A 21,235-nucleotide genomic window follows, 5' to 3' on the forward strand; every position below is an offset into this window, starting at 1 on the left:
TTGCCGACTTGCCCGGCAGGTGGCAACGGGGGGCACGGTCCCCCGTTGCCGCATGGCTAGCGTGAATCGCTGGCTCGGGGGTAGTCGTGGCGCCTCTTCGCGAGCAGATGTACAGGCAGTTGAGCCGCAGAATGGTCAGCTGTCTTGCTGCTCGTCGAGCAGGTGGCTCAGGGCGTCCTTGCGGTTTTCGTAGATGTGCGGTGCATCGGCACGGCGCTCCAGCGCGTCGCCGAGCTTGAGGCGCAGGAAGGCACTGGTGGTGTAGCGAGTGACGCGCTCGTAGAAGCGCTCGGACAATCCGCAGATCATTTCGGTGTAGCGCTCGACCAGGTGCGGCGCGATGGTGAAGTTGTCGTAGTTGACGATGGCATAGACGGGACTGCCCAGGGGCTCAAGCAGGCGTTCTACCTCCCTCTCGATGGTGGCGATGGTGTCATCGTCGTTGACCGCCAGTCCCTCGAAATTGATGAAGAACTGGTAAGTGTCGAGATCGACGCTCAAGCGCTCGGCGATCGGGCGCTCCAGCAGGGTCTCGAGCAGGTCCATGGAGGCGCTGTCGAACAGGCGGGGATCCATGGTGGCAAGGGGCGCGTCGATGTGCGGCCGAAAGTCCATCAGCGCCAGGATGTCGCGCTCCAGTTCCACCCCCGGGGCGATCTCGATCAGCGTCAGCCCTTGCGCACGCAGTTCGAACACGCAGCGCTCGGTGACGTAGAGCACCGGCTGGCCGCGCTTCGCCGCCAGGGGGCCGCTGAAGGTGCGGTGCTCGACGCGCTCGACAAACTTGCGCTGACTGCCGTCGGCGTCGATCTTTAGTCTTCCAGAGTCGATGGACAGCTGGGCACCGGCGGTGAAAGTGCCGACGAACACCAGCCGTTTGGCGTTCTGGCTGATGTTGATAAAGCCGCCGGCGCCGGCAAGCCTGGGGCCGAAGCGGCTGACGTTGACGCTGCCCTCCTGGTCGACCTGGGCGAGACCGAGAAAGGCGATGTCCAGGCCGCCGCCATCGTAGAAGTCGAACTGGCTTGGCTGGTCGATGATCGCCTGGGTATTGATGGCGGCGCCGAAGTCGAGCCCGCCCGCCGGCAGCCCGCCGATGACGCCGGGCTCGGCGGTCAGCGTCAGGTACTCCAGCAGCCCTTCCTCATTGGCCACGTTGGCGATGCCCTCAGGCATGCCGATGCCCAGATTGACGATGCTGTTGGGCCGAAGCTCGAAGGCGGCGCGGCGGGCGATGACCTTGCGCTCGGTCAGCGAGAGGCTGGCGATGTCATTCATCGGCACCTTCACTTCGCCGGCGAAGGCGCGACTGAACTGGGTGGCGAAGGTCTGCCAGTGATGCTCGGGCTGTGCCAGCACCACGGCGTCGACCAGCACGCCGGGGATCTTCACGTCCTTGGCCTTGAGGGTGCCTCGTTCGGCCAGACTCTCGACCTGGACGATGACGATGCCTCCGGAGTTGTGCACCGCCATGGCAATGGCCTGCATCTCCAGAAACAGCGCCTCACGCTCCATCGTCACATTGCCGTCGGCGTCGGCGGTGGTCCCGCGCAATAGCGCGACCTGAATCGGCTGAGCCTGGTAGAACAGGTACTCCTCGCCATCGATGGGCATCAGCCGCACGCGATCCTCGGTGGTGCGCTCGTTGATCTTGCCGCCCCCCTGGCGTGGGTCGACAAAGGTATCGAGCCCCACCTTGGTCAGGGTGCCCGGCTTGCCGGCGGCGGTGTCGCGAAATAGATGGGAGATCACGCCCTGTGGCAGGTTGTAGGCCTCGATCTGGTTGTCGATGGCCAGCTTCTGCAAGCGGGGTACCAGCCCCCAGTGGCCTCCGATGACGCGCTTGAGCAGTCCCGGGTGACCGAAGTGATCGACGCCACGGCCCTTGCCGTCGCCCTGGCCGGCGGCGTAGATCAGCGTCAGGTCACGAGGATGGCCGGACTCCACGAAGCGTTGCTCCAGCGCTACCGCCAGTGCCTCGGGAAAGGCCACCCCGACGAAGCCGCCGGTGGCAAGGCTGTCGCCGTCACGGATCAGCTGTACCGACTCCTCGGCACTGACCACCTTGTTGCGTTGGCGACTGACGCTGGGAGGAGTGCGATGGGGCATGGGTGTTCCTTTTCAAGCCATGGGGATAGGGGGGCACGTCGGCACGCAGAGCCTATGGACCAGTGTGAGCGACATGAAGGCGGCGAGAGGTCGAGATGCTTGACGGTGCAAAGGAGAGAGTCGTTGCTTGGCCCTTGAAGTCAGTCGCTGACTGTCCCACTCTATACAAAAGTGGTACACAACCTTCACGTCACGTGCAGAGAAGGGCTTCTGCCGCAGACGTCTGTTGCGTACCGCCGGCCCCCAGGGATGCCCGTGGTGGCGGGGGTCATGACGTTCGCCATGTCGATGAGCCGAAGGAGTGGATCCATGTCTACACAGCAACCCCCTCAGCAACAGCATCGTCAGCCCGGCAGCGAGTCGGCCATGCAGCCCGAGCCCGAGGTGATCCGTGACAGCTACCGTGGCAGCGGCAAGCTGGACGGCAAGGTGGCGCTGATCAGCGGCGGCGACAGCGGTATCGGTCGCTCCGTGGCGGTGCACTATGCCCGTGAGGGCGCGCACTGCGCCATCGTGCATCTGGAAGAAGACCAGGATGCCGAGACCACCCGCCAGATGGTCGAGAAGGAAGGCGGTGAGTGCCTGGTGCTCAAGGGGGACGTCGGCGATGCCGACTTCTGTCGTCAGGCCGTGGCCAGCACCATCGAGCGCTTTGGACGGCTCAATATCCTGGTCAACAACGCCGCCGAACAGTATGACTGGTCCGATATTACCGAGGTGGATGATGCGCAGCTGGAGCGGACCTTCCGCACCAATGTCTACAGCCACTTCTATCTGTCCAAGGCGGCGGTGCCCCACCTCGACGCCGGCGATACCATCATCGCTACCTCCTCGATCAATGCCTTCAAGGGCAATGACACCCTGCTCGACTACACCGCGACCAAGGGGGCGGTGCAGGCACTGGTACGTTCGCTGGCGGCGACCCTGATGGATCGCGAGATTCGCGTCAACGCAGTGGCGCCGGGGCCGGTATGGACGCCGTTGATCCCGGCGAGCTTCGACGAACAAAAGGTCGCCGAGTTCGGTGGTCAGGTGCCGATGAATCGGGCAGGCCAGCCCAGCGAGATGGGGCCCGCCTATGTCTATCTGGCCAGCGAAGAGTCGTCCTACATGAGTGGCCAGACGCTGCACCTCAATGGCGGCGTGGTGCTCAATACCTGAGATGCCGCGGGAGGCTGCGCGAATCGCCTCTCCAGCGGCAGCGATGAAAGGCGGGATCGAAATGACAGGCGAGCCGGCACGGGCCGGCTCGCCTGTTGACCGTCTGGGCGACGTTACTGGTTGAGTTCCTGCTCGGTGAACAGGTCAGCGAACAGCGCCGAGCTCAAATAGCGCTCAGCGCTGTCTGGCAGTACCACCACGATATTCTTGCCGGCGAACTCGGGCAGCTTGCTGACACGCACCGCAGCTTCGACCGCTGCCCCGCAGGAAATGCCGCAGAGGATGCCTTCCTCACGCATCAGTCGATGGGCCATGGCCATGGCGTCCTCGTTGGTGACCGTCTCGACGCGATCGACCAGATCCATGTCCAGATTGTCCGGCACGAAGCCGGCACCGATGCCCTGGATCTTGTGGGGAGCGGGCTTGAGTTCCTTGCCTTCCCTGGCCTGGGTCAGGATGGGGGAGTCGGTGGGCTCCACCGCCACGGTGGTGATCGCCTTGCCCAGGGTCTTCTTGATGTAGCGCGAGACCCCGGTCAGGGTGCCCCCGGTGCCGACGCCGGCTACGAAGACATCGACCTCGCCGTCGGTATCGTTCCAGATCTCGGGGCCGGTGGTGGTCTCGTGAATGCGCGGGTTGGCCGGGTTGGAGAACTGCTGGGGCAGGAAGTAGGTCGACGGATCGGACTTGGCCATCTCTTCGGCCTTGGCGATGGCGCCGGGCATGCCCTTGGCCGGTTCGGTCAGCACCAGTTCGGCGCCCAGGGCCTTCAGTACCTTGCGCCGCTCCAGGCTCATGGAGGCCGGCATGGTCAGGGTCAGCGGGTAGCCCTTGGCGGCGGCAACGAAGGCCAGGGCGATGCCGGTATTGCCGCTGGTGGGCTCGATGATGGTCATGCCCGGCTTGAGCACGCCGCGTTCCTCGGCATCCCAGATCATCGCCGCACCGATCCGGCACTTGACGCTGTAGGCCGGATTGCGCCCCTCGATCTTGGCCCAGATCGTGGCGCCTTCATTGACCCGGTTCAGCCGCACCAGCGGGGTGTTGCCGATTGCCTGGGCATTGTCGTCGTGGATGCGAGCCATGTCTGACCTCCGTTGCAGGGCCCCGGGTAGCCAGTACAGGCGAGTCGACCAGGGGCAGATGATGGATGCGAAAGAAATCTATCGAGCGTCCACTATGCCTCAGGTTGGCGCCCGCCACGAGAGAGCGAGGGCTCGCTTACCGCCAGGGGAATTAAAGCGGCTGGCGAAACAGCACGCGCCCGCATCAAGCGGGCGCGTGATCGGCATGGTGAACGCCGTCGCCGTTCAGGACCCAAGGTCGGGTCTTCCGGCGAGCAGCGCTGACAAGGGCGGAACCTCCTACTGCTGGTCCCACGCAACGAAGGCGTCGACCACCTCCTGTGGGCGCTCCAGCGGATAGAAGTGGCTGGCGTCCAGATATTCCCAGGTGGCGTGGGGCATGATGCGGGCCAGCGCCACGCCGGAGACGTAGGGCGGCTGGAAGGGGTCATGCACGCCCCACAGCAGCATCGCAGGCTTGTTCCACATCACCATCTGAGGTGAGGCCTCAAGGGTGAGGCGGTTATCCATGGCCTTGAGGTACTCGATGAAATGGTTGCGGGTCGACTCGTTCTCGGCATAGTTGCCGTAGAGGTCCTCGAGGATCTCGTCGGTCAGGGTCTCCTCCGGCTGCATGAGACCTGCCGAGGCGAAGTTCTTGACGATCTCGCGGACGTTGTCGGCACTGAAGATCTGGCTGGCCTCGGCGGACTTGGCCTTGGCGATGGCGGCGTTGGCCTCAGGGACCGGCCACATGTCGAGCACGGCGGAGTTGCCGATCACGATCTTGCGGACCTGGTTCTGCTCCTTGAGCTCGGGATCGGTCACCATGATCTGGGCGATGCCGCCTCCCAGGTCGTGGCCGAACAGGATGTAGGGGCCGGGCATGACCTGATTGGCGAAGTCGGTCATGATTTCGGCCTGGCCCTTGAGCGAGTGGTCGGCATCCATGGGGCCGTCGGTGTAGCTGAGCCCGAGTTGGCCGGGCGCGAAGACGTGATAGCCCTGTTCCGCCAGCAGCGGGCCCACCCGGGAGAACAGCACGCTGTTGAGCGGAATGCCATGGATCAGCATGACCGCCGGATCACCAGGCTCACCCCACTCGCGATAGGCGACGCGAAAGTCTCCTACATCAGCAAACTGGCGGCCTGGCATCTCGTCGGCAAAGGCCGCAAGTGGTGTGACGGCAAGCGGCGGGATGGCAAGGGCGAGCGACAGGGCAAGGGCGTTGATCGTGCGGATGGGCATGGCGGCTCCTGGGATGGTTATCGATAGCGCTGGCGCCGATGAACACGGTCGTGATGGCGGTGGTGCAGGCACGAGTGTCAACGGCGGTGCTGACATGGGAGACGGTGGCCGGCCGAGGGCCGAGGCCAGTCGCTTCAAAGGCACTTCATACTCTAGATCAGCGTTACCCGATAAGAAGCCCCCCTGGATTGTCCAAGCATGTTTGAGCATAACGTGATGAAAGCTCGAGTCTGTGCCTTCTCTCCGAGGCCTGTGCCTCTTCACCATGGTCGGGGCTAAAAGAGCACAAGATCGAGCACCTACCTCGAAAGGTGAGTGCCATCTTCGAATTCAAACGCGCTAGCGTGGTAACCGAATCCATGAAATAGGGAGCTTGGCCGTTGAACCATCAAGGGACTGAAAGGTGCGTGCTGGTGACAGGGGCGTCGTCAGGGATCGGCGAGGCGATCGTCACCGCGCTGCTCGAGCAGGGGTTTATCGTCTACGCAGGCGCTCGGCGGGTCGAGCGCATGAGCCACCTGGCTGACAAGGGCGCCCGGGTGCTGTCGCTGGATATCACCGACGCCGACAGCATTGCCGCGGTGCTGACACGTATCGAGCGCGACGGCGTCGAGCTCGATGGGTTGGTCAACAACGCAGGCTACGGCAGCTATGGCGTGCTGGAGGAAGTCCCGATCGAGGAGGCCAGGCGTCAGTTCGAGGTCAACGTGTTCGGGCTGATGGCGTTGACTCGGGAGGTCTTGCCCGGCATGCGACGTCGACGGCGCGGTCGCATCGTCAATATCGGCTCCATGGCCGGCCGTATCTGGTTTCCGGTGGGTGGCTGGTACCACGCCACCAAGTACGCGTTGGAAGCGCTGAGTGATGCCCTGAGGGTCGAGACGCGCCCCTTTGGCCTGTCCGTCAGCCTGATCCAGCCCGGGGTGATTCGCAGCGAATGGGCGGCGATTGCCCGCAAGCCCTTGTACGAGAACCTTCCCGAGGCGCCCTATGCGCGGATCAAGCGCGGCATGGCCGAGATCCTCGCCGATCACTCCCGGGCCGGCACCCCCGAGATGATCGCCGAGGCGGTGGTCCATGCCCTGACCGCCAGTCGCCCGCGTCGACGCTACGCGCGGCCTCGGGACGCCAGGATATTGATCTTCCTGCACTGGCTTTTACCCACCTGGGCGTGGGAGAGAGGCGTCAGGTGGTTGCTGGCACGCTATGCCCGCAAAGCGAGTGACGACAACGGCGGCGGTGCTAGTGTCGACGGAGACGAGGCCGGCCCTGACAGCGGCCCGGAAAACAGCAACGAAAGCGGTAATCCACGCGACGGCGAACAGCGGGGTGAGGCGGAAAGCTGAGCCGACGCCGGTCAGAACAACGTGGAAAGCATCAAGGGAAGCATCGAGGGAAGCTACAAGGGAAACCACGAAGGAAACGACAAGGGCCCGCCATGCTCAGGCGGGCCCTTGTGATTGCCATGCCGGTTACAGGCGGCTGGCGGGGCGCAGATCGTAGTCGAAGTACTGCTCCATCAGTCGCTGGAAGGTGCCGTCGGCGTAGACCTCGTTTAGAGCCTGGTTGAAGGTCTCGGCCAGGGCTTCATCGCGGGGACGCACGGCGATGGCGTTGCCGCGCCCGAAGATCGACTCCGGCGAATTGATACGCTCGCCGACCTGGGTGAAGTCGCCATCCTCGGCCTTGATATCCAGCGCCTCGATGGCCACCGGGTAGTTGATGAAGGCCAGGTCCAGACGCCCGCTTTCCATGTCGAGGGCGACCTCGTCGGCGGTGGCGTAGCGGCGGATATCGAGGGTGTCGCGATAGCGCCCGGTGATGTAGGTGTCCTGGGTGGTACCGCGCTGGACGCCGACGGTCATGCCCTCGAGGCTTGCCAGGTCTTCCGGGTCGACGGCCTCGCCGCGACGGGCCACCCAGACCTTGGGCGACATGGCGTAGGGCTCGCTGAAGCGAACCTGGCGTTCACGCGCTTCGGTGATGCGCATCGACGACAGGATGGCGTCGTACTTGCGTGCCAGCAGGCCGGGGATGATGCCGTCCCAGCCCTGGACGATCCACTCGCAGTCCAGTTCGGCGCGTTTGCACAACTCGTTGCCCAGATCGATCTCGAAGCCCGCGAGTTCGCCGTTGGCGTCGCGGTATTCGAACGGTGGATAAGGCACATCGACGGCGATACGCACCTGGCGAGCCTCGTCGGCGAAGGCGGCGGGCATCGTCAGCATCGTCGCGCAGGCGATGGCCAGGGGGGACAGCAGACGCTGGGAGAAAGAGCGCATGGGGAACCTTGTCGTCAGGGAAGAAGGGGGAGGGGTTATCGTTATGGTGACCGTCGACGGGGCCAGCAGGGCCCCCTCGACGGTCTGTCGGGTGAGTTGCACCCAGGCCGTCAGGCCGCCTGCAGGCGCTTGGTGCGACGGTGGTGGCGTACCGCCAGCACGATCGACAGTGCCGCCAGCAACAGCAGGCCCAGCGAGATAGGACGGGTGAAGAACAACATCCAGTTCTCGTCGGACATCAGCGCGCGGCGCAGGTTGGTCTCGGCGATGGGGCCGAGAATCACGCCCAGTACCAGCGGTGCCAGCGGGTAGTCCAGCTTGCTGAGCACGTAGCCGAAGACGCCGACACCGAGCAGCAGGTAGACGTCGGTGACCCGGTTGTTCAGCGCGAAGGCACCGATCACGCAGCACACCAGGACCACCGGCACGATGATCGACTTGGGCACCTCGGTGACGCGCAGAAACCAGCGCATGCTGAACAGACACACCACCAGTACCATCAAGGCGGCCACCAGCATCGCCATGAACATGCCGTAGACCAGATCACCGTGATCCATGATCAGGCGCGGACCGACGCCGATGCCGTGGACCATCAGCGAGGCCATCAACACCGCGTCCACCGCGCTACCCGGGATACCGAGTGCGATCATCGGAATCAGGCCGCCACCGGAGGTGGCCGAGTTGCCGGACTCCGAGGCGATCACCCCTTCCGGCGTCCCGGTGCCGAAGGCCTCCGGGGTCTTCGAGGCGCGCTTGGCCTGGTCATAGGCCAGCAGGTTGGCGATGCTGCCGCCGGCGCCGGGCACCGCACCGATGAACACCCCGACCAGGGAAGAGCGCACCAGGTTGACCGGATAGCTGAGCGTTTCCTTCAGCGCCGCCATGGGGTTGAAGTTGACGTCGTCGGGCATCAGCGCCTTGCCGTGCTTGACGCCCTCGGCGTCTTCCACCTCGGACAGCAGCTGGCTGACGGCGAAGATACCGATCAGCACCACCAGGAAGGGGAAGCCGTTGGCGAGCAGGTCCGAGTCGAAGGTGAAACGTGCCACCCCCATCATCGGGTCGGAGCCGACGGTGGCAATGAACAGTCCCAGCAGGCCGGTCATCAGGCCTTTGAGCATGGACTTGCCGACCAGGCTTGCGACCACCGTCATGGCGAAGATGATCAGCGAGAAGTACTCCCAGGCGCCCAGCTTGACGGCGATCAGCGCCAGCGGTGGGGCGGCGATGATCAACACCACCACGCTGACCAGGGCGCCGAAGAAGGAAGCCCAGATACCCAGCGCCAGGGCGCGGCCAGGCTCGCCCTTGCGCGCCATCGGGAAGGCGTCGAAGGTGGTCGCCACCGACGACGGCGTGCCAGGGATGCCGAGCAGCGCGGCGGAGATCAGGCCGCCGGTATAACCGCCGACATAGACCGCCAGCATGGTGGCCACGCCCTGCAGCGGGTCCATGGTGAAGGTCAGCGGCAGGGTCAGCACGATGGCCATGGTGATGGTGAAGCCAGGAATCGCCGAGGCGATGACGCCGGCGATGACACCCAGCAGCATGGCGAACATGGTCGAGAGCGTAAACAGTTGGTCCATGCCGGACAGCAGCGCATCCATCATGAGCAATTTCCTCGAGGAGTCGTTGCCGCCTCAGCCGAACAGGCCGCGGGGCAGGCTGATGACGAAGACGTCGCGGAACAGGGTGTCGACCCCGAGCGAGAACACCAGGGCGACCACCACAGCGATGGCCAGGGCCTTGAGCGAGCGCGCGCCCAGAAGCCATTGACCCGCCAGCAGGAAGGCCAGCGAGGCCAGGCTGAAACCCAGCCAGGGCAGGGCGATGATGTACACCGCAAACAGCGCCAGCACAGCGAAGGCCAGCCGGTGACGCCAGATCCAGGCACCGACCTGGCCGCGCTCACCGGGGCTCTGGCGCAGGAAGGCACGCGCCTCCTTGAAGGCGATGGCCAGGTTCAATGCCACCAGCGCCGCCAGCACCAGCCGCGGGAAGCTGCCCGAACCCAGTGGTTCCCACATCGACGATGGCAGCGCCTGGGCCCTGACAAAGAGCGCGGTGAACAGCGCCGCCAGGGCGATGTTCAACAGCACATGGGCCAGGGGACCACCCCGGCCCGGGGCGTGCCGCTCCCCGGAAGGGGAGCGGTCGGTGGTGCTCTGGCTCATCGTGCAAGCTTCCCTGACAGACGCTCGATGGTGGCGTTGCTGGTCTCGAGGTACTCGGCGAACGCCTCGGGGCCTTCGAACACCACACTGGCGCCGGCGTTGTGCACCGCCTGGGCGAAGGCCTCGTCCTGGCTCATGGCCTCGAAGGCCTCGGCCAGGGTGTCGATGCGTTCTTCCGGGGTGCCCTTGGGTGCCAGAATGCCGCGAATGATGTTCAGCTTGAGCTCAGGATGGCCGAGCTCGGTGAAGGTCGGTACGTCCGGCGCTTCGGGCTGGCGCTCCTCGCTGCCCACCGCCAGGAATCGAAGGTCACCGTTCTTGACGAACTCGCCGCTTGAGGAGATGTCGCCGATGGCGGCGTCGATGTGGCCGCCGACCAGGGCGCGGATGCGCGAGCCGGTGCCCTCGAAGCCGACGTAGCGGAATTGCAGGTCTTCGGCTTCTTCCATCATGGCGGCGTGGATATGCGGCACGCCGCCCAGGGTCACGCCGAAGCGGACCTCACCCGGATTGGCCTTGGCGTACTCGACGAACTCCTCGAAGGTGGTGTAGGGCGCGCCGGCAGGAACCGTCAGGTACTGGGGCGACTGGGTGACGCCGGCCACCGGTTCGAAGTCATCGTAGTTGAGCGGAGTCAGGCCGGTGTGGTGGGCCACCATCAGACCTTCGTGGACCTGACCGATGGTGTAGCCGTCGGCGTCACGCCGGGACAGTTCCTTGAGGCCCGTGGTGCCGCTGACCCCGGGCATGTTGATCACGGGGATCGGCTGACCAAGCTGGGATTCGGCGTGGTTGGCGACCAGGCGCATCAGGGTGTCGCTGCCGCCGCCCGGCGACCAGGGCACGATGAATTCCACCGGCTTGTCAGGGTAGGCGTCCTGGGCCACGGCCATACTGGCGGCGGCCAGGGCGGAGGCAGAGACCACCAGGGCCAGCGCGGTCCGGGTGCAAGAGCGGCGGGAAAGAGCGATCTTTGACGGGGTACGGTGCAGGGTCATGGGATTGTCCTGTGCGTTGAGGGCTTTTGTCAGTGATTGTTGGATTGGGTGGTCGGGTTGATTGTTATGGGTGGATCGAAGGTCACGCGTGGTTGTTGTGGATGGATCGGTGGTGTCGTGTCGTCTCTCAGCCCAGCAGCAGGGCGCCGTAGCCGAGCCCGAAGCACACCACCAGGGCCGGGTGTACGCGGGTCTTGAGCAGCAGCAGTGCCGCCACAGCGGCGATGATCAGGGTGTGCACCAGGCCCGAGGTCGCCATGCCCTCCTTGAGGAAGCTGACGGTCAGGTAGGCCATCAGCACCATGACGACAGGACGGACCCACTGGCTCATGGACTTGACCTTGATCGAGTCGCGGTAGCGATAGAGGGTGCCCAGGGCCGCCAGCATCAACAGCAGCGAGGGACCGACGGTGGCCAGCACCGCCACCATGGCGCCGCCGGCGCCGGCCACTTCGTAGCCGATATAGCCGGCCATCTTGGTGGCGATGGGGCTCGGCAGGGCATTGCCCAGCGCCAGCGTCTCGGCGAAGCCCTGATGGGTCATCCAGCCGTAGGTGCCGACCACCTCGTTCTCGATCAGCGGAATGATCGCGGGGCCACCGCCGTAGCCGACGATATTGGGGATGAAAAAGGCCAGAAACAGCTGCCAGTAGATCATCAGGAGCGACCTCCTTCAGGGGCGTTGCGGGGCTTCTCGGGCCTGAGCAGAGCGGCGATCAGAATGGCGCCGATGATCAGCCCTGGGTTTACGCCAAGACCATAGATCAGGCCTCCGGCGGCCACTCCCATGATCAGGGTGGCGACCACGCCGAGCCCGGCCCGGGACTTCTGGAAGAAATCGAAGGTCAGCTGGGCCATCATCACCATCACCACCGGCACCACGCCCAGCCCCATGCCCTGCACCCAGCGTTGGTCGCCGTAGCGACTGTAAAGGCCGAGCAGCGCGATCATGGCGAAGATTACCGGCACGATCACCGCCACCACCGCATTGATGGCGCCGAACACCCCGCCGACCCGATAGCCGATGTAGCCGGCCATCTTGGTGGCGATGGGCCCCGGCAGGGTATTGCCGATGGCCAGGACATCGGCGAAGGCGTCGTCGTCCATCCAGGCGTGGCGCTTGACCACCTCCTGGTGGACCAGCGGAATCATCGACGGACCTCCGCCGAAGCCGAAGATGCCGATGCGAAAGAAGGCGGCAAATAGCGAAGCTTGTGCGCTCATGGGTCAGAGCACCGCGATGGTGGCGTCGGTGCGGGGCTCGGTGCCGCCGCAGTAGATGCCGGTATCGGGGTCACGCAGGATCACCTGGCCACGGCCGTAGCTGCGGCTGTCGGTATCTACCTGAATGCGATGACCACGTGCGGCCATGGCACGTACCAGCGGTGCCGGATAGCCGTGCTCGATACCGATGGTGCGACCGCCCATCCACTGCCAGCGCGGTGCGTCCAGCGCCGACTGGGGGTTGAGGCCGAAGTCGACCAGGTTCATCACCACCTGGACGTGGCCCTGGGGCTGCATGAAGCCGCCCATCACGCCAAAGGGCCCTAACGCCTTGCCGTTTCGGGTCAGGAAGCCCGGGATAATGGTGTGGAAGGTCTTCTTGCCGGGCTTGAGCACATTGTCGTGGCTCTCGTCGAGGCTGAAGTCGTGACCGCGGTTCTGCAAGGCGATGCCGGTTCCCGGCACCACGATGCCGGAGCCGAAGCCGTGATAGTTGCTCTGGATGAAGGACACCATGTTGCCGTCCGCGTCGGCGGTGGCCAGATAGACGGTGCCACCGGCCCTGGGCTTGCCCGGCTGCGGGTCGATGGCCGCGTCCTGGATCAGCTCGCGACGGGCCTCGGTGTAGGCGTCGGACAACAGCTCCTCGACCGTGTAGGTCATGGCCTGTGGCTCGCTGATATGGGTCTTGCCGTCCGTGTAGGCGAGCTTCATCGCCTCGAGCTGACGATGCAGCAGTTCCGGGTCGTCGCGGTGGGACGCCGGATAGCCATCGAGCAGGCGCAGCGCCATCAGCGCCACCAGGCCCTGGCCATTGGGCGGGATCTCCCAGACGTCGACGTTGCGGTAGCGGGCCGAGATCGGGGTGACCCACTCGGGCTGATAGGCCGCCAGGTCGTCCTTGCGCAGATAGCCGCCGGTGCGACGCGAGAAGGCGTCGATGGCCTCGGCCAGCTCGCCCCGGTAGAAGCTCTCCGCCTGACTCTCGGCGATGGCCTCCAGGGTCCTGGCCTGGTCTTCGTTGCGAAACCACTCACCGGCGTCGGGAGCGCGGCCATCGAAGGTAAAGGTGTCGAACCAGGGCTGGGTGGCTTCGCCTTCGAGGTGCTTGTGGAAGGTCGCGGTGTCGCGCTGCCACAGGCTGGCGATGACCGGTGACACCGGAAAACCATCGCGGGCCAGGCGAATGGCGGGTTCGAGCAGGGTCTTGAAATCCAGCTTGCCGAAGCGGCGCGACAGTTCGGCCCAGGCGGATGGCGTGCCGGGCACCGTCACCGGGGTCCAGCCGTAGAGCGGGACCTTGTCGTGGCCGGCCTCGACCAGCGCTTCCCGATTCAGCGCCTGGGGCGCCACGCCGCTGGCGTTGAGCCCGTGCAGCTCGCCGTTGCCCTGATCGTCGTTGGCGATCCACACCAGCGCGAAGGCATCGCCGCCGATGCCGCAGCCGGTGGGCTCGACCACCGTCAGCGCGGCGGCGGTGGCGATGGCGGCGTCCACCGCGTTGCCGCCGCGGGCAAGCATATCGCGGCCGATCTGCGCGGCTTGGGGCTGGGACGCCGCCACCATGCCATCGCGAGAATAGGTCGGGCTGCGCCGGGACGGGTAGGGCGTGGCATCGGGGTAGGGAGTGGACAGGGAGCTGGGGTTCGCGCGCTGGGAAGACATGGCGTCTCTCTTCAAGGTGGCTGACTCGAGGTCGCTGATCCAAGCTGGATCGGGTCAATCGTTATTGGTGTTAAAAATCGATTTTATGACCCGACTATGCCGCGCCCTCGAAAGGCCGTCAATCCCCTGAAGAGCGATCTAACGGTTCGGGGCCCGGCAAGGCGGGCCCCGAGGATGATGGCGGGTTTGATGTTCATCGTGGCCGCGATCCAGCGGTGACGCAGGTCTTGGCGGAATATCAGGCCCCGGAGGCGGAGCCGGCCGGCTGGCGCTCGTCGCTGCCATGACCCAGGGTCAGGCCGGTGAGTACATAGAGCAACGAGAAGGCGATGGCGCCGTAGCAGAGGATGGCGTAGACGAAGAAGTCGGCGGTGGCGACCCCCAGGGTGGCGGCGGTGAAGGCGCCGGTGACGCCCCAGGGCACCAGTGGCGACAGGGTCGTGCCGGTGTCCTCGAGGATACGTGACAGGTTCTTGGTCGGGCTGCCACTGCTGGCGACCAGCGGGCGCAGCAGCGGGCCAAGCAGCGAGAAGGTCACGTAGTAGCTGCCGGTCAGCAGAAAGGCGAGGCTATGCAGCGCCATGGAGCCACCGAGCACCTGGCGCCGGCCGGCGTGGCGTCGGGCCAGGTAGGCGATGGCGGCGTCCAGGGTGCCGGCACTCTTGAACGGGGCCCCCAATACGGCGGCGGCGATCAGCACCGCCACGGTGGACATCATGCCCTGCAGGCCACCCCGGGACAGCATCTTGTCGACCATGGCGACCCCGGTATCGGCGACGAAGCCTGCGTTCATGGCAGAACCGATCTCGGAAAGGCTCGCGCCCTGGAGCACCACCGCGATCAGCGCCGCGCTGACGATGCCGAGCATGAAGGCGGGCAGCACCGGCTTCTTGGCCAGGATGCAGCCGAACACCACCAGGGGCGGCAACAGGGTCAGCAGATTGTCGCTGAAGGTGGCGGCCAGGGTGTCGATGATCGCCTGGGTCTGGGTCGACATGCCGTCACCGGCGAGGGTCGCCCCGGAGGTGGCGACGTCGCTGCCGAGCCAGGCGTAGACCACCAGGGCGATCAGGTAGGCCGGCAGGGTCGAATACAGCATATGGCGGATGTGGGTGATGATATTGACCTCGCATACCGCCGAGGCCATCACCGTGGTATCCGACAGCGGCGACAGCTTGTCGCCGAAGAAGGTACCGGTGACGATGGCGCCGGCGGCGTAGGCCGGGGGAATGCCGAGCCCCAGCGCGACCCCCATCAGCGCCACGCCAATGGTGCTGAGGGTGCCCCAGGAGGTCCCGGCCATGACCGACATCAGCGAGCATGACAGGCAGGCCACGACCAGAAAGAGCCCCGGCGTCAGCGACTCGAGGCCCAGGGTGACCATGGCAGGAATGGTGCCGGAGAGCATCCATACCCCCACCATCATGCCAACGCTCATCAGGATCAGGATGGGTACCAGCATGGCCTGGATGCCCTTGAGCAGATCACTTTCCAGACGGGACCAGGCGATACCCCAGGCAAGGCATAGCGTCATGGCGATGGCACCGGCAACGATCAGCGCCACCGCGGTGGGAATGCCAAGACCCATGATGCCGACCAGCAGGCTGCCGATGGCGGCGATGAGCAGAATCAGATGGCGAGGGCCAGACAGCGAGACAGCGGGCGCTGTCGAAGGGGAAGCGTCTTGGGACATGGGCGTGTTCCGAAGCTGTTGTTGTGGTGAAAGGGACAGGCTCCGCCCTGTTGGGTCAGGGCTTTCTGTGTCGGGGCATTCTGTGTCAGGGCCTGTTTTGTGAGAGATATCGACCCTTGTGGAAGAAATATCTCGATCGTTGTAAGAAATATCGTCTACTGTAGTTAATATCGATATTTTCTAAAAACTATGGCCCAGCGCTTGGCGAACGTCAATTGCCGACGTACTCTGCAAGCCTGTTATTTGCGAGTGTTGTCATGATCAATTCCCAACCAGCCGAGGTAGCGGCGAGCGGCGAGACGGCGGCGAGCCAGGTATTCAGTGCGCTGAAGCAGGACCTGATCCGTGGGCGTTTTGCGGCGGGGGAGAAGCTCGCCATCAGCGCGCTGAAAGAGCGCTACGAGGTGGGGCTGAGCCCGCTGCGGGAGGCGCTCAACCGGTTGGCTGCCTACGGCCTGCTGGAGCAGCACAATCAGCGCGGCTTCCGGGTGCCGCCGCTGTCGGCGGAAGAACTCGAGGATATCTCTCGGCTACGTATGCAGCTGGAGTGCATGGCGCTGACCCAGGCCTTCCAGGAGGGTGACGCCGAGTGGGAGTCGCAGTTGCTGGCCGCCAGCCATCGTCTGTCGCGGGCCAACAAGGCCCAGGGCGAGATCGAACAGTGGGAGCAGGCCCACCAGCGTTTTCACCGCACCCTGTTGGCGCCCTGTGGTTCGCACTGGCTGTTGCGCTTCATCGAGCAGTTGCACGATCAGTTCGATCGCTATCGTCGTCTGGCCCCGGGCAACCCGGAGATTCGTGACCGCCTTGATGCCCAGCACGGCGAGCTGGTCGAGCTGGCGCTGGACCGGCGTATCCACGATGCCCGCTACCTTCTCGAAGATCATATCCGTCAGTCCTGGGAGGTCGCCAAGGGCGCCTGCGAGCAAGGCTGATGGCTCGCTGATGGCTCGCCCTGTCGGCCGCTGGAGGAAGCGCTGGAAGAGGCTAGGCGCTGTCCGAAAAGTCGACGAGCGAAGGTTAGACAAGGCAAAAATCGGTGAGAAAGCGCAGTTTACGGGGTGTAAATGAGCATTTTGATCCGATTTTTAACGCCGTATTACCGAGCGCAGGCACTTTTCAGACAAGCCCTAGTGGCGCGTCAGTTCCCGGAGGTCGCCAGGGATGCCTGCAAGGGAGGATGTCAGCGCCTAGCGATTGGAAGGATGCAGCTCGAGGTAGCGATTCTTGGAGGGCAGCAGGTGCTGACGGCATAGCTCGCGCAGTGCGTGGCGGTCCTGCTGTCGGATCGCCTCGATCATCGCCTGGTGCTCGTGGCGCGCCCGGGACAGGCTGTGGCTGTCGGCGATGGCGATAAAACGAATGCCGTGGGCCTTCTGGGCGAACTCGTTGATGGTCTCGTAGAGGTAGGGATTGCCGGTCGCCGCGAACAGGGTGCGGTGAAAGGCGATATTGAGATGGAATACCCGTCGCAGATCATGGGCGTCCACGGCAGCGCTGTAGCGCTGATGGATGTCCTCCAGTTCGCTCAGCCACTGCTCCGGCGCCGGTAGTGGCAGGGCGTCGACACCGGCGAGTTCGAGGATCTCACGCATGGCGTAGAGCTGCTCGACCTCTTCGGGCGTGTAGGCCTTGACGAAGGCGCCGCGGTTCCTGATGCGTTCGACCAGGCCGATGCTCTCGAGCTGAAACAGCGCCTGACGCACCACGTGGCGCTTGCAGTCGAAGCGCTCGATCAGGTCCTCCTCGACCAGCCGCTCCCTGGGGTGCAGACGCCCCAGCACGATGTCCTCCTCGACACTGCCGACGATGTCCTCCGCCACGCTGGTGGCGCTGGGACGACGGGTGCTGTTGGAAGGGTCCTGCACGCTGACCTGGCTCATCTCGCATCCTCTGCGATCACGATGGTGAAGCGGCGACGAGACGGTCCCGTCGCCGACTCCAGTCTATCAATAGCGCTCACCGCCTTCATCGGCTTGAATGACTTTCCTCACTCCTGGGTCGGCACGCGACAGTGGGACTCGGGGCGGCACACCTTGAAGTCACAGCCCTGGTCGGCCTGCAGGATCTGCTCCATGAACAGCCGACGATAGCCGAGCATCGGTGGCTGCTCACGCGGCGGGGCCGTGGTCTCCTGGCGGCGGCTCTCCAGGGTCTGCTCGTCCACTTCCAGCGAAATACGGTTGGCAGAGACGTCGAGTTCGATGATGTCGCCGTCGCGCACCAGGCCCAGCGTTCCCCCTTCGGCGGCCTCCGGCGATACGTGCAGCACAATGGTGCCGGCGGCGGTGCCGCTCATGCGTCCGTCCGAGATGCGCACCATGTCCTTGACGCCCTGGGTGGCGAGCTTCTTCGGGATCGGAATGTATCCGGCCTCGGGCATGCCCGGAGCACCCTTGGGGCCGATGTTGGCCAGCACCAGGACGTCGTCGGCGTTGACGTCCAGGTCCGGATCGTCGATGCGCGTCGCCAGATCCTCCAGCGAATGAAAGACCACCGCCCGTCCGCGATGCTGCATCAGCTCCGCAGACGCCGCCGACTGCTTGATGATGGCGCCGGCCGGGGCCAGGTTGCCGCGCAGCACGGCGATACCGCCTTGTGCGTAGACAGGGCGGGAGCGTGGGCGCACCACTGGCTGCTCGACCAGATGCACCGCCGCGTCGATGTTCTCGCCCAGGGTGCGACCATTGATCGTCATGGTGTCCAGGTGCAGCAGGGGCTTCAGCTCTCGCAGCAGCGTCGGCAGGCCGCCGGCGCGATGCAGATCCTCCATGTAGCCCTCGCCGGAGGGCTTGAGGTCGACCAGCACCGGCGTCTCGCGGCTCATGCGATCGAAGGCGTCCAGGTCGATGTCGATGCCCAGACGACCGGCGATGGCGGTCAGGTGGATCAGACCGTTGGTCGAGCCACCCAGTGACAGCAGCACCCGCAGGGCATTTTCGAAGGCCTTGGGGGTCAGGATCCGGGAGGGCGTGACCCCGTCACGGGCCAGCCGTACCGCCTCGGTCCCGGACTGCTCGGCGATGCGCTGGCGGTCGGCGTAGACCGCCGGCGCGGTGGCGCTGTTGGGCAGCATGATGCCCAGGGTCTCGGCCAGGCAGGCCATGGTGCTGGCGGTGCCCATCACCGAACAGGTACCCACGGTAGGCACCAGCTTGTCGTTGACCTCGCTGATCTCGGCGTCGTCGATGTCCTGGCCGCGGTAGGCCGCCCAGTAGCGACGGCAGTCGGTACAGGCGCCGACCCGGGTGCCGCGATGGGAGCCCGACAGCATGGGCCCGGTGACCAGCTGGACGGTGGGTATATCGGCGCTGGCCGCCGCCATCAGCTGGGCCGGCACCGTCTTGTCACAGCCGCCGATCACCACCACCGCATCCATCGGCTGGGCACGGATCATCTCCTCGGTGTCCAGCGCCATCAGGTTTCTCAGGTACATGCTGGTGGGGTGGGCGAAGGACTCATGCAGGGTGATGGTGGGGAACTCCACCGGCAGCCCGCCGGCCAGCATCACCCCTCGCTTCACGCTCTCGACCAGCCCCGGCACGTTGCCGTGACAGGCGTTGTAGCCGCTGTAGGTGTTGGCGATGCCGATCACCGGCCGCGACAGCGCATCGTCGGTATAGCCCATGCCCTTGATGAACGCCTTGCGCAGAAACAGCGAAAAGTCGGCGTCACCGTAGTTGGTCAGGCGGTTGGACATGCCCCGGGTGGCGTTGTTGTGGTTGTTGTCTGAGTCCTGGCTCATCGATCGGTCCTCGTATCTTTATCGCTGGCGCCGAACAGCCCCTTCGCAGGAGGGCGTTGCGTCGTGGTTCGCTAGCTAGGTTAGGACGAGAAAAGATGGTTAACAAGATTATTGACAATTTTATTGGCGACCGTCTACGTTGAATCTGGCAGTCACGACGTGCCCGGCGCCTTCGCCCCGACTCAGCGCCCCAAGACAGCGCCCCAGCGTCCTGAGACAGGGCCCAGCGCTCGAAGACAGCGCCTGAGCAGGTGCGCGATGACCGCGCCCGTCGCACGTACCAGTGCAAGACAACGATAAAGACAACGACAACCGCACAAGAGGTGCAGCCATGAAACATCGTGGAGCTTACGCCGCCATCCTTCTGTCGACCCTGCTTCTGCCCGGCGCCGCCATGGCGGAGTACTCCGCCGGCGACGAGATCAAGGTGCTGCAGGGATTCAAGGCCGGCGGGGGCAGTGACGCCCTGGCCCAGCTGACCCAGCCGTTCCTGCGCGAGTCGCTGGGAGTGGACTTCGTCAACGAGTACCTGCCGGGGGCTACCGGTGCCATCGCCTGGACCCGCCTGGCCAAGCAGACCGAGGCCGACGGCACCACCATCAGCATCACCAATACGCCGATGCTGATGACCAACTACATCATGAACGACACCATCACCTACTCGGTGGACGAGCTGACCCCGATCGCCAATGTGGTGACCGACCCGGGCATCATCGTGGTCCCGGCGGACAGTCCCTACGAGACGGTGGAGGAGTTCCTGGCCGCCGCCGAAGAGAACCCGGGCACCATCACCGTGGGCAACTCCGGCGTGGGCGGTGACGACTTCTTCTCCACCATCCTGATCGAGCAGGCCTCCGGGATCAGCTTCCAGAAGGTGCCGTTCCAGGGTGACGGACCTTCGGCCACCGCCGCCATGGGCGGGCAGATCGACGCCAGCTTCAACAACCTGGGCAACGTCTACGGGCACATTCAGTCCGGTAGCCTGAGGCCGCTGGCGGTGTTTGCCCGCGAGCGCCTGTCGATGCTGCCCGACGTGCCGACCCTGAGCGAGAAGGGCATCGAGGTGGTGGCCGGCTCCTCACGTGGCTACAGCGCACCTGCCGGCATCCCCGAGGAGGCGCGCCAGCAGCTGATCGACGCCTTCGAGGCACTCAAGACCAACGAGGAGTTCAAGAAGGTCGCCGAGGAGCGGGCCATGAACCTCGATATCCAGACCGGCGACGACTATCGCCAGATGATCGAGGACATGGAAGGCCAGTTCGAGGAGATCTGGGCCAGCGTGAAGGACGAGATCAACGGTTGATCGGTGCGCTTGCCGACGGGCCTGGCCCGTCGGCAAGCGACCGAGGGAGTCATACTGATGAAACTCAGTCGCCTGCTGTTTGGCCTTTTCGCCCTGGGGGTGGCCACGCTGTTCGGGGTCACCTCGCTGGGCTATCCCGACGCCGCGGCGCGGATGCCGCTGATCTACGCGGTGGTGGTGGGGCTATTCGCCATCGCCATGATCGTGCAGGAGTTGACCGCGCATTCCCGCACGCGGGCCCAGGCCTCGTCGAGCGCCGCGCCCACCCTCGAGGGCAGTCAGCTGGCCGAGGGCGAACTCACCGAAGGCGATAGCGCGCCCGCGCCGCCCGCCAGGCCGCTCAAGGCGATGGCGGTGTTCGTGCTCGCCGCCGTCTACATCTACAGCATCTCCTGGCTCGGCTATGTGGTCGCCACGGCGGCCTTCATGGGCCTGTCGCTGTGGCTGGTGCGCCATGTGTCACTGCGTTTCAGCCTGATCGGCATCGCCGGCCTGATCACCGTGATCTGCCTGGTATTCATCGGCTTTCTGGGCCTGCCCGTGCCGCTGTTGCCGCCGCTGTTTTAAGC

The 21,235-nt window shown here is 65.0% G+C and carries 18 protein-coding genes; 5 read left to right on the forward strand and 13 right to left on the reverse strand.

The features are described 5' to 3' along the window. Positions 1-135: 135 nt before the first annotated feature. On the reverse strand, positions 136-2,109 hold the full coding sequence (locus tag EBB56_RS10010; protein WP_124804266.1) for an acyl CoA:acetate/3-ketoacid CoA transferase: 1,974 nt from the start codon (positions 2,107-2,109) through the stop codon (positions 136-138). Between the two features lie 309 nt (positions 2,110-2,418). Between EBB56_RS10010 and EBB56_RS10015 the strand changes: the two genes are divergently transcribed. Continuing rightward, on the forward strand, positions 2,419-3,270 hold the full coding sequence (locus tag EBB56_RS10015; protein ID WP_045993342.1) for an SDR family oxidoreductase: 852 nt from the start codon (positions 2,419-2,421) through the stop codon (positions 3,268-3,270). Between the two features lie 113 nt (positions 3,271-3,383). Here the strand turns inward: EBB56_RS10015 and cysK are convergent, their stop codons facing one another. Continuing rightward, entirely contained in the window at positions 3,384-4,355 is a 972-nt protein-coding gene (gene cysK, locus EBB56_RS10020; protein WP_124804268.1) for a cysteine synthase A, read from the reverse strand. Positions 4,356-4,634: 279 nt separating this feature from the next. After that, positions 4,635-5,582, reverse strand: a complete 948-nt coding sequence (locus EBB56_RS10025; RefSeq protein ID WP_185696413.1) for an alpha/beta fold hydrolase — start codon at positions 5,580-5,582, stop codon at positions 4,635-4,637. A 407-nt stretch (positions 5,583-5,989) separates the two neighbouring features. On the opposite strand from EBB56_RS10025, the gene EBB56_RS10030 reads away from it, so the two are divergent. After that, the gene (locus EBB56_RS10030) at positions 5,990-6,928 is read left to right on the forward strand and encodes an oxidoreductase (protein WP_221621164.1); all 939 of its coding nucleotides are present in this window, start codon (positions 5,990-5,992) and stop codon (positions 6,926-6,928) included. Between the two features lie 126 nt (positions 6,929-7,054). Here EBB56_RS10030 and EBB56_RS10035 read toward each other — a convergent pair whose 3' ends face one another. The 8 genes from EBB56_RS10035 to EBB56_RS10070 form a co-directional block, all read right to left on the reverse strand. Continuing rightward, positions 7,055-7,864 carry a transporter substrate-binding domain-containing protein gene (locus EBB56_RS10035; protein ID WP_124804274.1) on the reverse strand — a complete coding sequence of 270 codons (810 nt, stop codon included), beginning with the start codon at positions 7,862-7,864 and terminating at the stop codon, positions 7,055-7,057. A 110-nt stretch (positions 7,865-7,974) separates the two neighbouring features. Then, a complete protein-coding gene (locus EBB56_RS10040) occupies positions 7,975-9,474 on the reverse strand; it encodes a tripartite tricarboxylate transporter permease (protein ID WP_260425328.1) in 1,500 nt (499 codons plus the stop codon). A 30-nt stretch (positions 9,475-9,504) separates the two neighbouring features. Next, complete coding sequence (locus EBB56_RS10045) at positions 9,505-10,038, reverse strand: tripartite tricarboxylate transporter TctB family protein (protein ID WP_124804276.1); 534 nt, start codon at positions 10,036-10,038, stop codon at positions 9,505-9,507. Then, complete coding sequence (locus EBB56_RS10050; RefSeq protein ID WP_124804278.1) at positions 10,035-11,036, reverse strand: tripartite tricarboxylate transporter substrate binding protein; 1,002 nt, start codon at positions 11,034-11,036, stop codon at positions 10,035-10,037. Before EBB56_RS10050 ends, EBB56_RS10045 begins: the two co-directional genes overlap by 4 nt. A 127-nt stretch (positions 11,037-11,163) precedes the next feature. Further along, entirely contained in the window at positions 11,164-11,694 is a 531-nt protein-coding gene (locus tag EBB56_RS10055; protein ID WP_045993337.1) for a chromate transporter, read from the reverse strand. Beyond that, positions 11,694-12,260 (reverse strand): chromate transporter, encoded by a 567-nt coding sequence (locus tag EBB56_RS10060; protein ID WP_124804280.1) that lies wholly within the window; start codon positions 12,258-12,260, stop codon positions 11,694-11,696. Before EBB56_RS10060 ends, EBB56_RS10055 begins: the two co-directional genes overlap by 1 nt. Positions 12,261-12,263: 3 nt before the next feature. Further along, complete coding sequence (locus EBB56_RS10065; RefSeq protein WP_124804282.1) at positions 12,264-13,925, reverse strand: gamma-glutamyltransferase family protein; 1,662 nt, start codon at positions 13,923-13,925, stop codon at positions 12,264-12,266. 238 nt (positions 13,926-14,163) lie between these two features. Further along, complete coding sequence (locus tag EBB56_RS10070) at positions 14,164-15,618, reverse strand: Na+/H+ antiporter NhaC family protein (RefSeq protein WP_124804284.1); 1,455 nt, start codon at positions 15,616-15,618, stop codon at positions 14,164-14,166. Positions 15,619-15,875: 257 nt separating this feature from the next. On the opposite strand from EBB56_RS10070, the gene EBB56_RS10075 reads away from it, so the two are divergent. Continuing rightward, on the forward strand, positions 15,876-16,553 hold the full coding sequence (locus tag EBB56_RS10075) for a GntR family transcriptional regulator (RefSeq protein WP_045993333.1): 678 nt from the start codon (positions 15,876-15,878) through the stop codon (positions 16,551-16,553). A gap of 255 nt (positions 16,554-16,808) precedes the next feature. Here EBB56_RS10075 and EBB56_RS10080 read toward each other — a convergent pair whose 3' ends face one another. Continuing rightward, complete coding sequence (locus tag EBB56_RS10080; RefSeq protein ID WP_124804286.1) at positions 16,809-17,501, reverse strand: GntR family transcriptional regulator; 693 nt, start codon at positions 17,499-17,501, stop codon at positions 16,809-16,811. A gap of 107 nt (positions 17,502-17,608) precedes the next feature. Further along, a complete protein-coding gene (locus tag EBB56_RS10085) occupies positions 17,609-19,363 on the reverse strand; it encodes an IlvD/Edd family dehydratase (RefSeq protein WP_108132591.1) in 1,755 nt (584 codons plus the stop codon). A gap of 331 nt (positions 19,364-19,694) precedes the next feature. Here EBB56_RS10085 and EBB56_RS10090 point away from each other — a divergent pair, with 331 nt between their 5' ends. Together EBB56_RS10090 and EBB56_RS10095 are read left to right on the forward strand one after the other, a co-directional pair. After that, a complete protein-coding gene (locus EBB56_RS10090; protein ID WP_124804288.1) occupies positions 19,695-20,666 on the forward strand; it encodes a tripartite tricarboxylate transporter substrate binding protein in 972 nt (323 codons plus the stop codon). A gap of 57 nt (positions 20,667-20,723) precedes the next feature. Beyond that, the gene (locus EBB56_RS10095) at positions 20,724-21,233 is read left to right on the forward strand and encodes a tripartite tricarboxylate transporter TctB family protein (RefSeq protein ID WP_124804290.1); all 510 of its coding nucleotides are present in this window, start codon (positions 20,724-20,726) and stop codon (positions 21,231-21,233) included. The last annotated feature ends 2 nt before the right edge of the window (positions 21,234-21,235 follow it).

Source organism: Halomonas sp. YLB-10 (genome assembly GCF_003856855.1).
In the GTDB taxonomy this organism is placed as follows: Bacteria; Pseudomonadota; Gammaproteobacteria; order Pseudomonadales; family Halomonadaceae; genus Halomonas; species Halomonas litopenaei.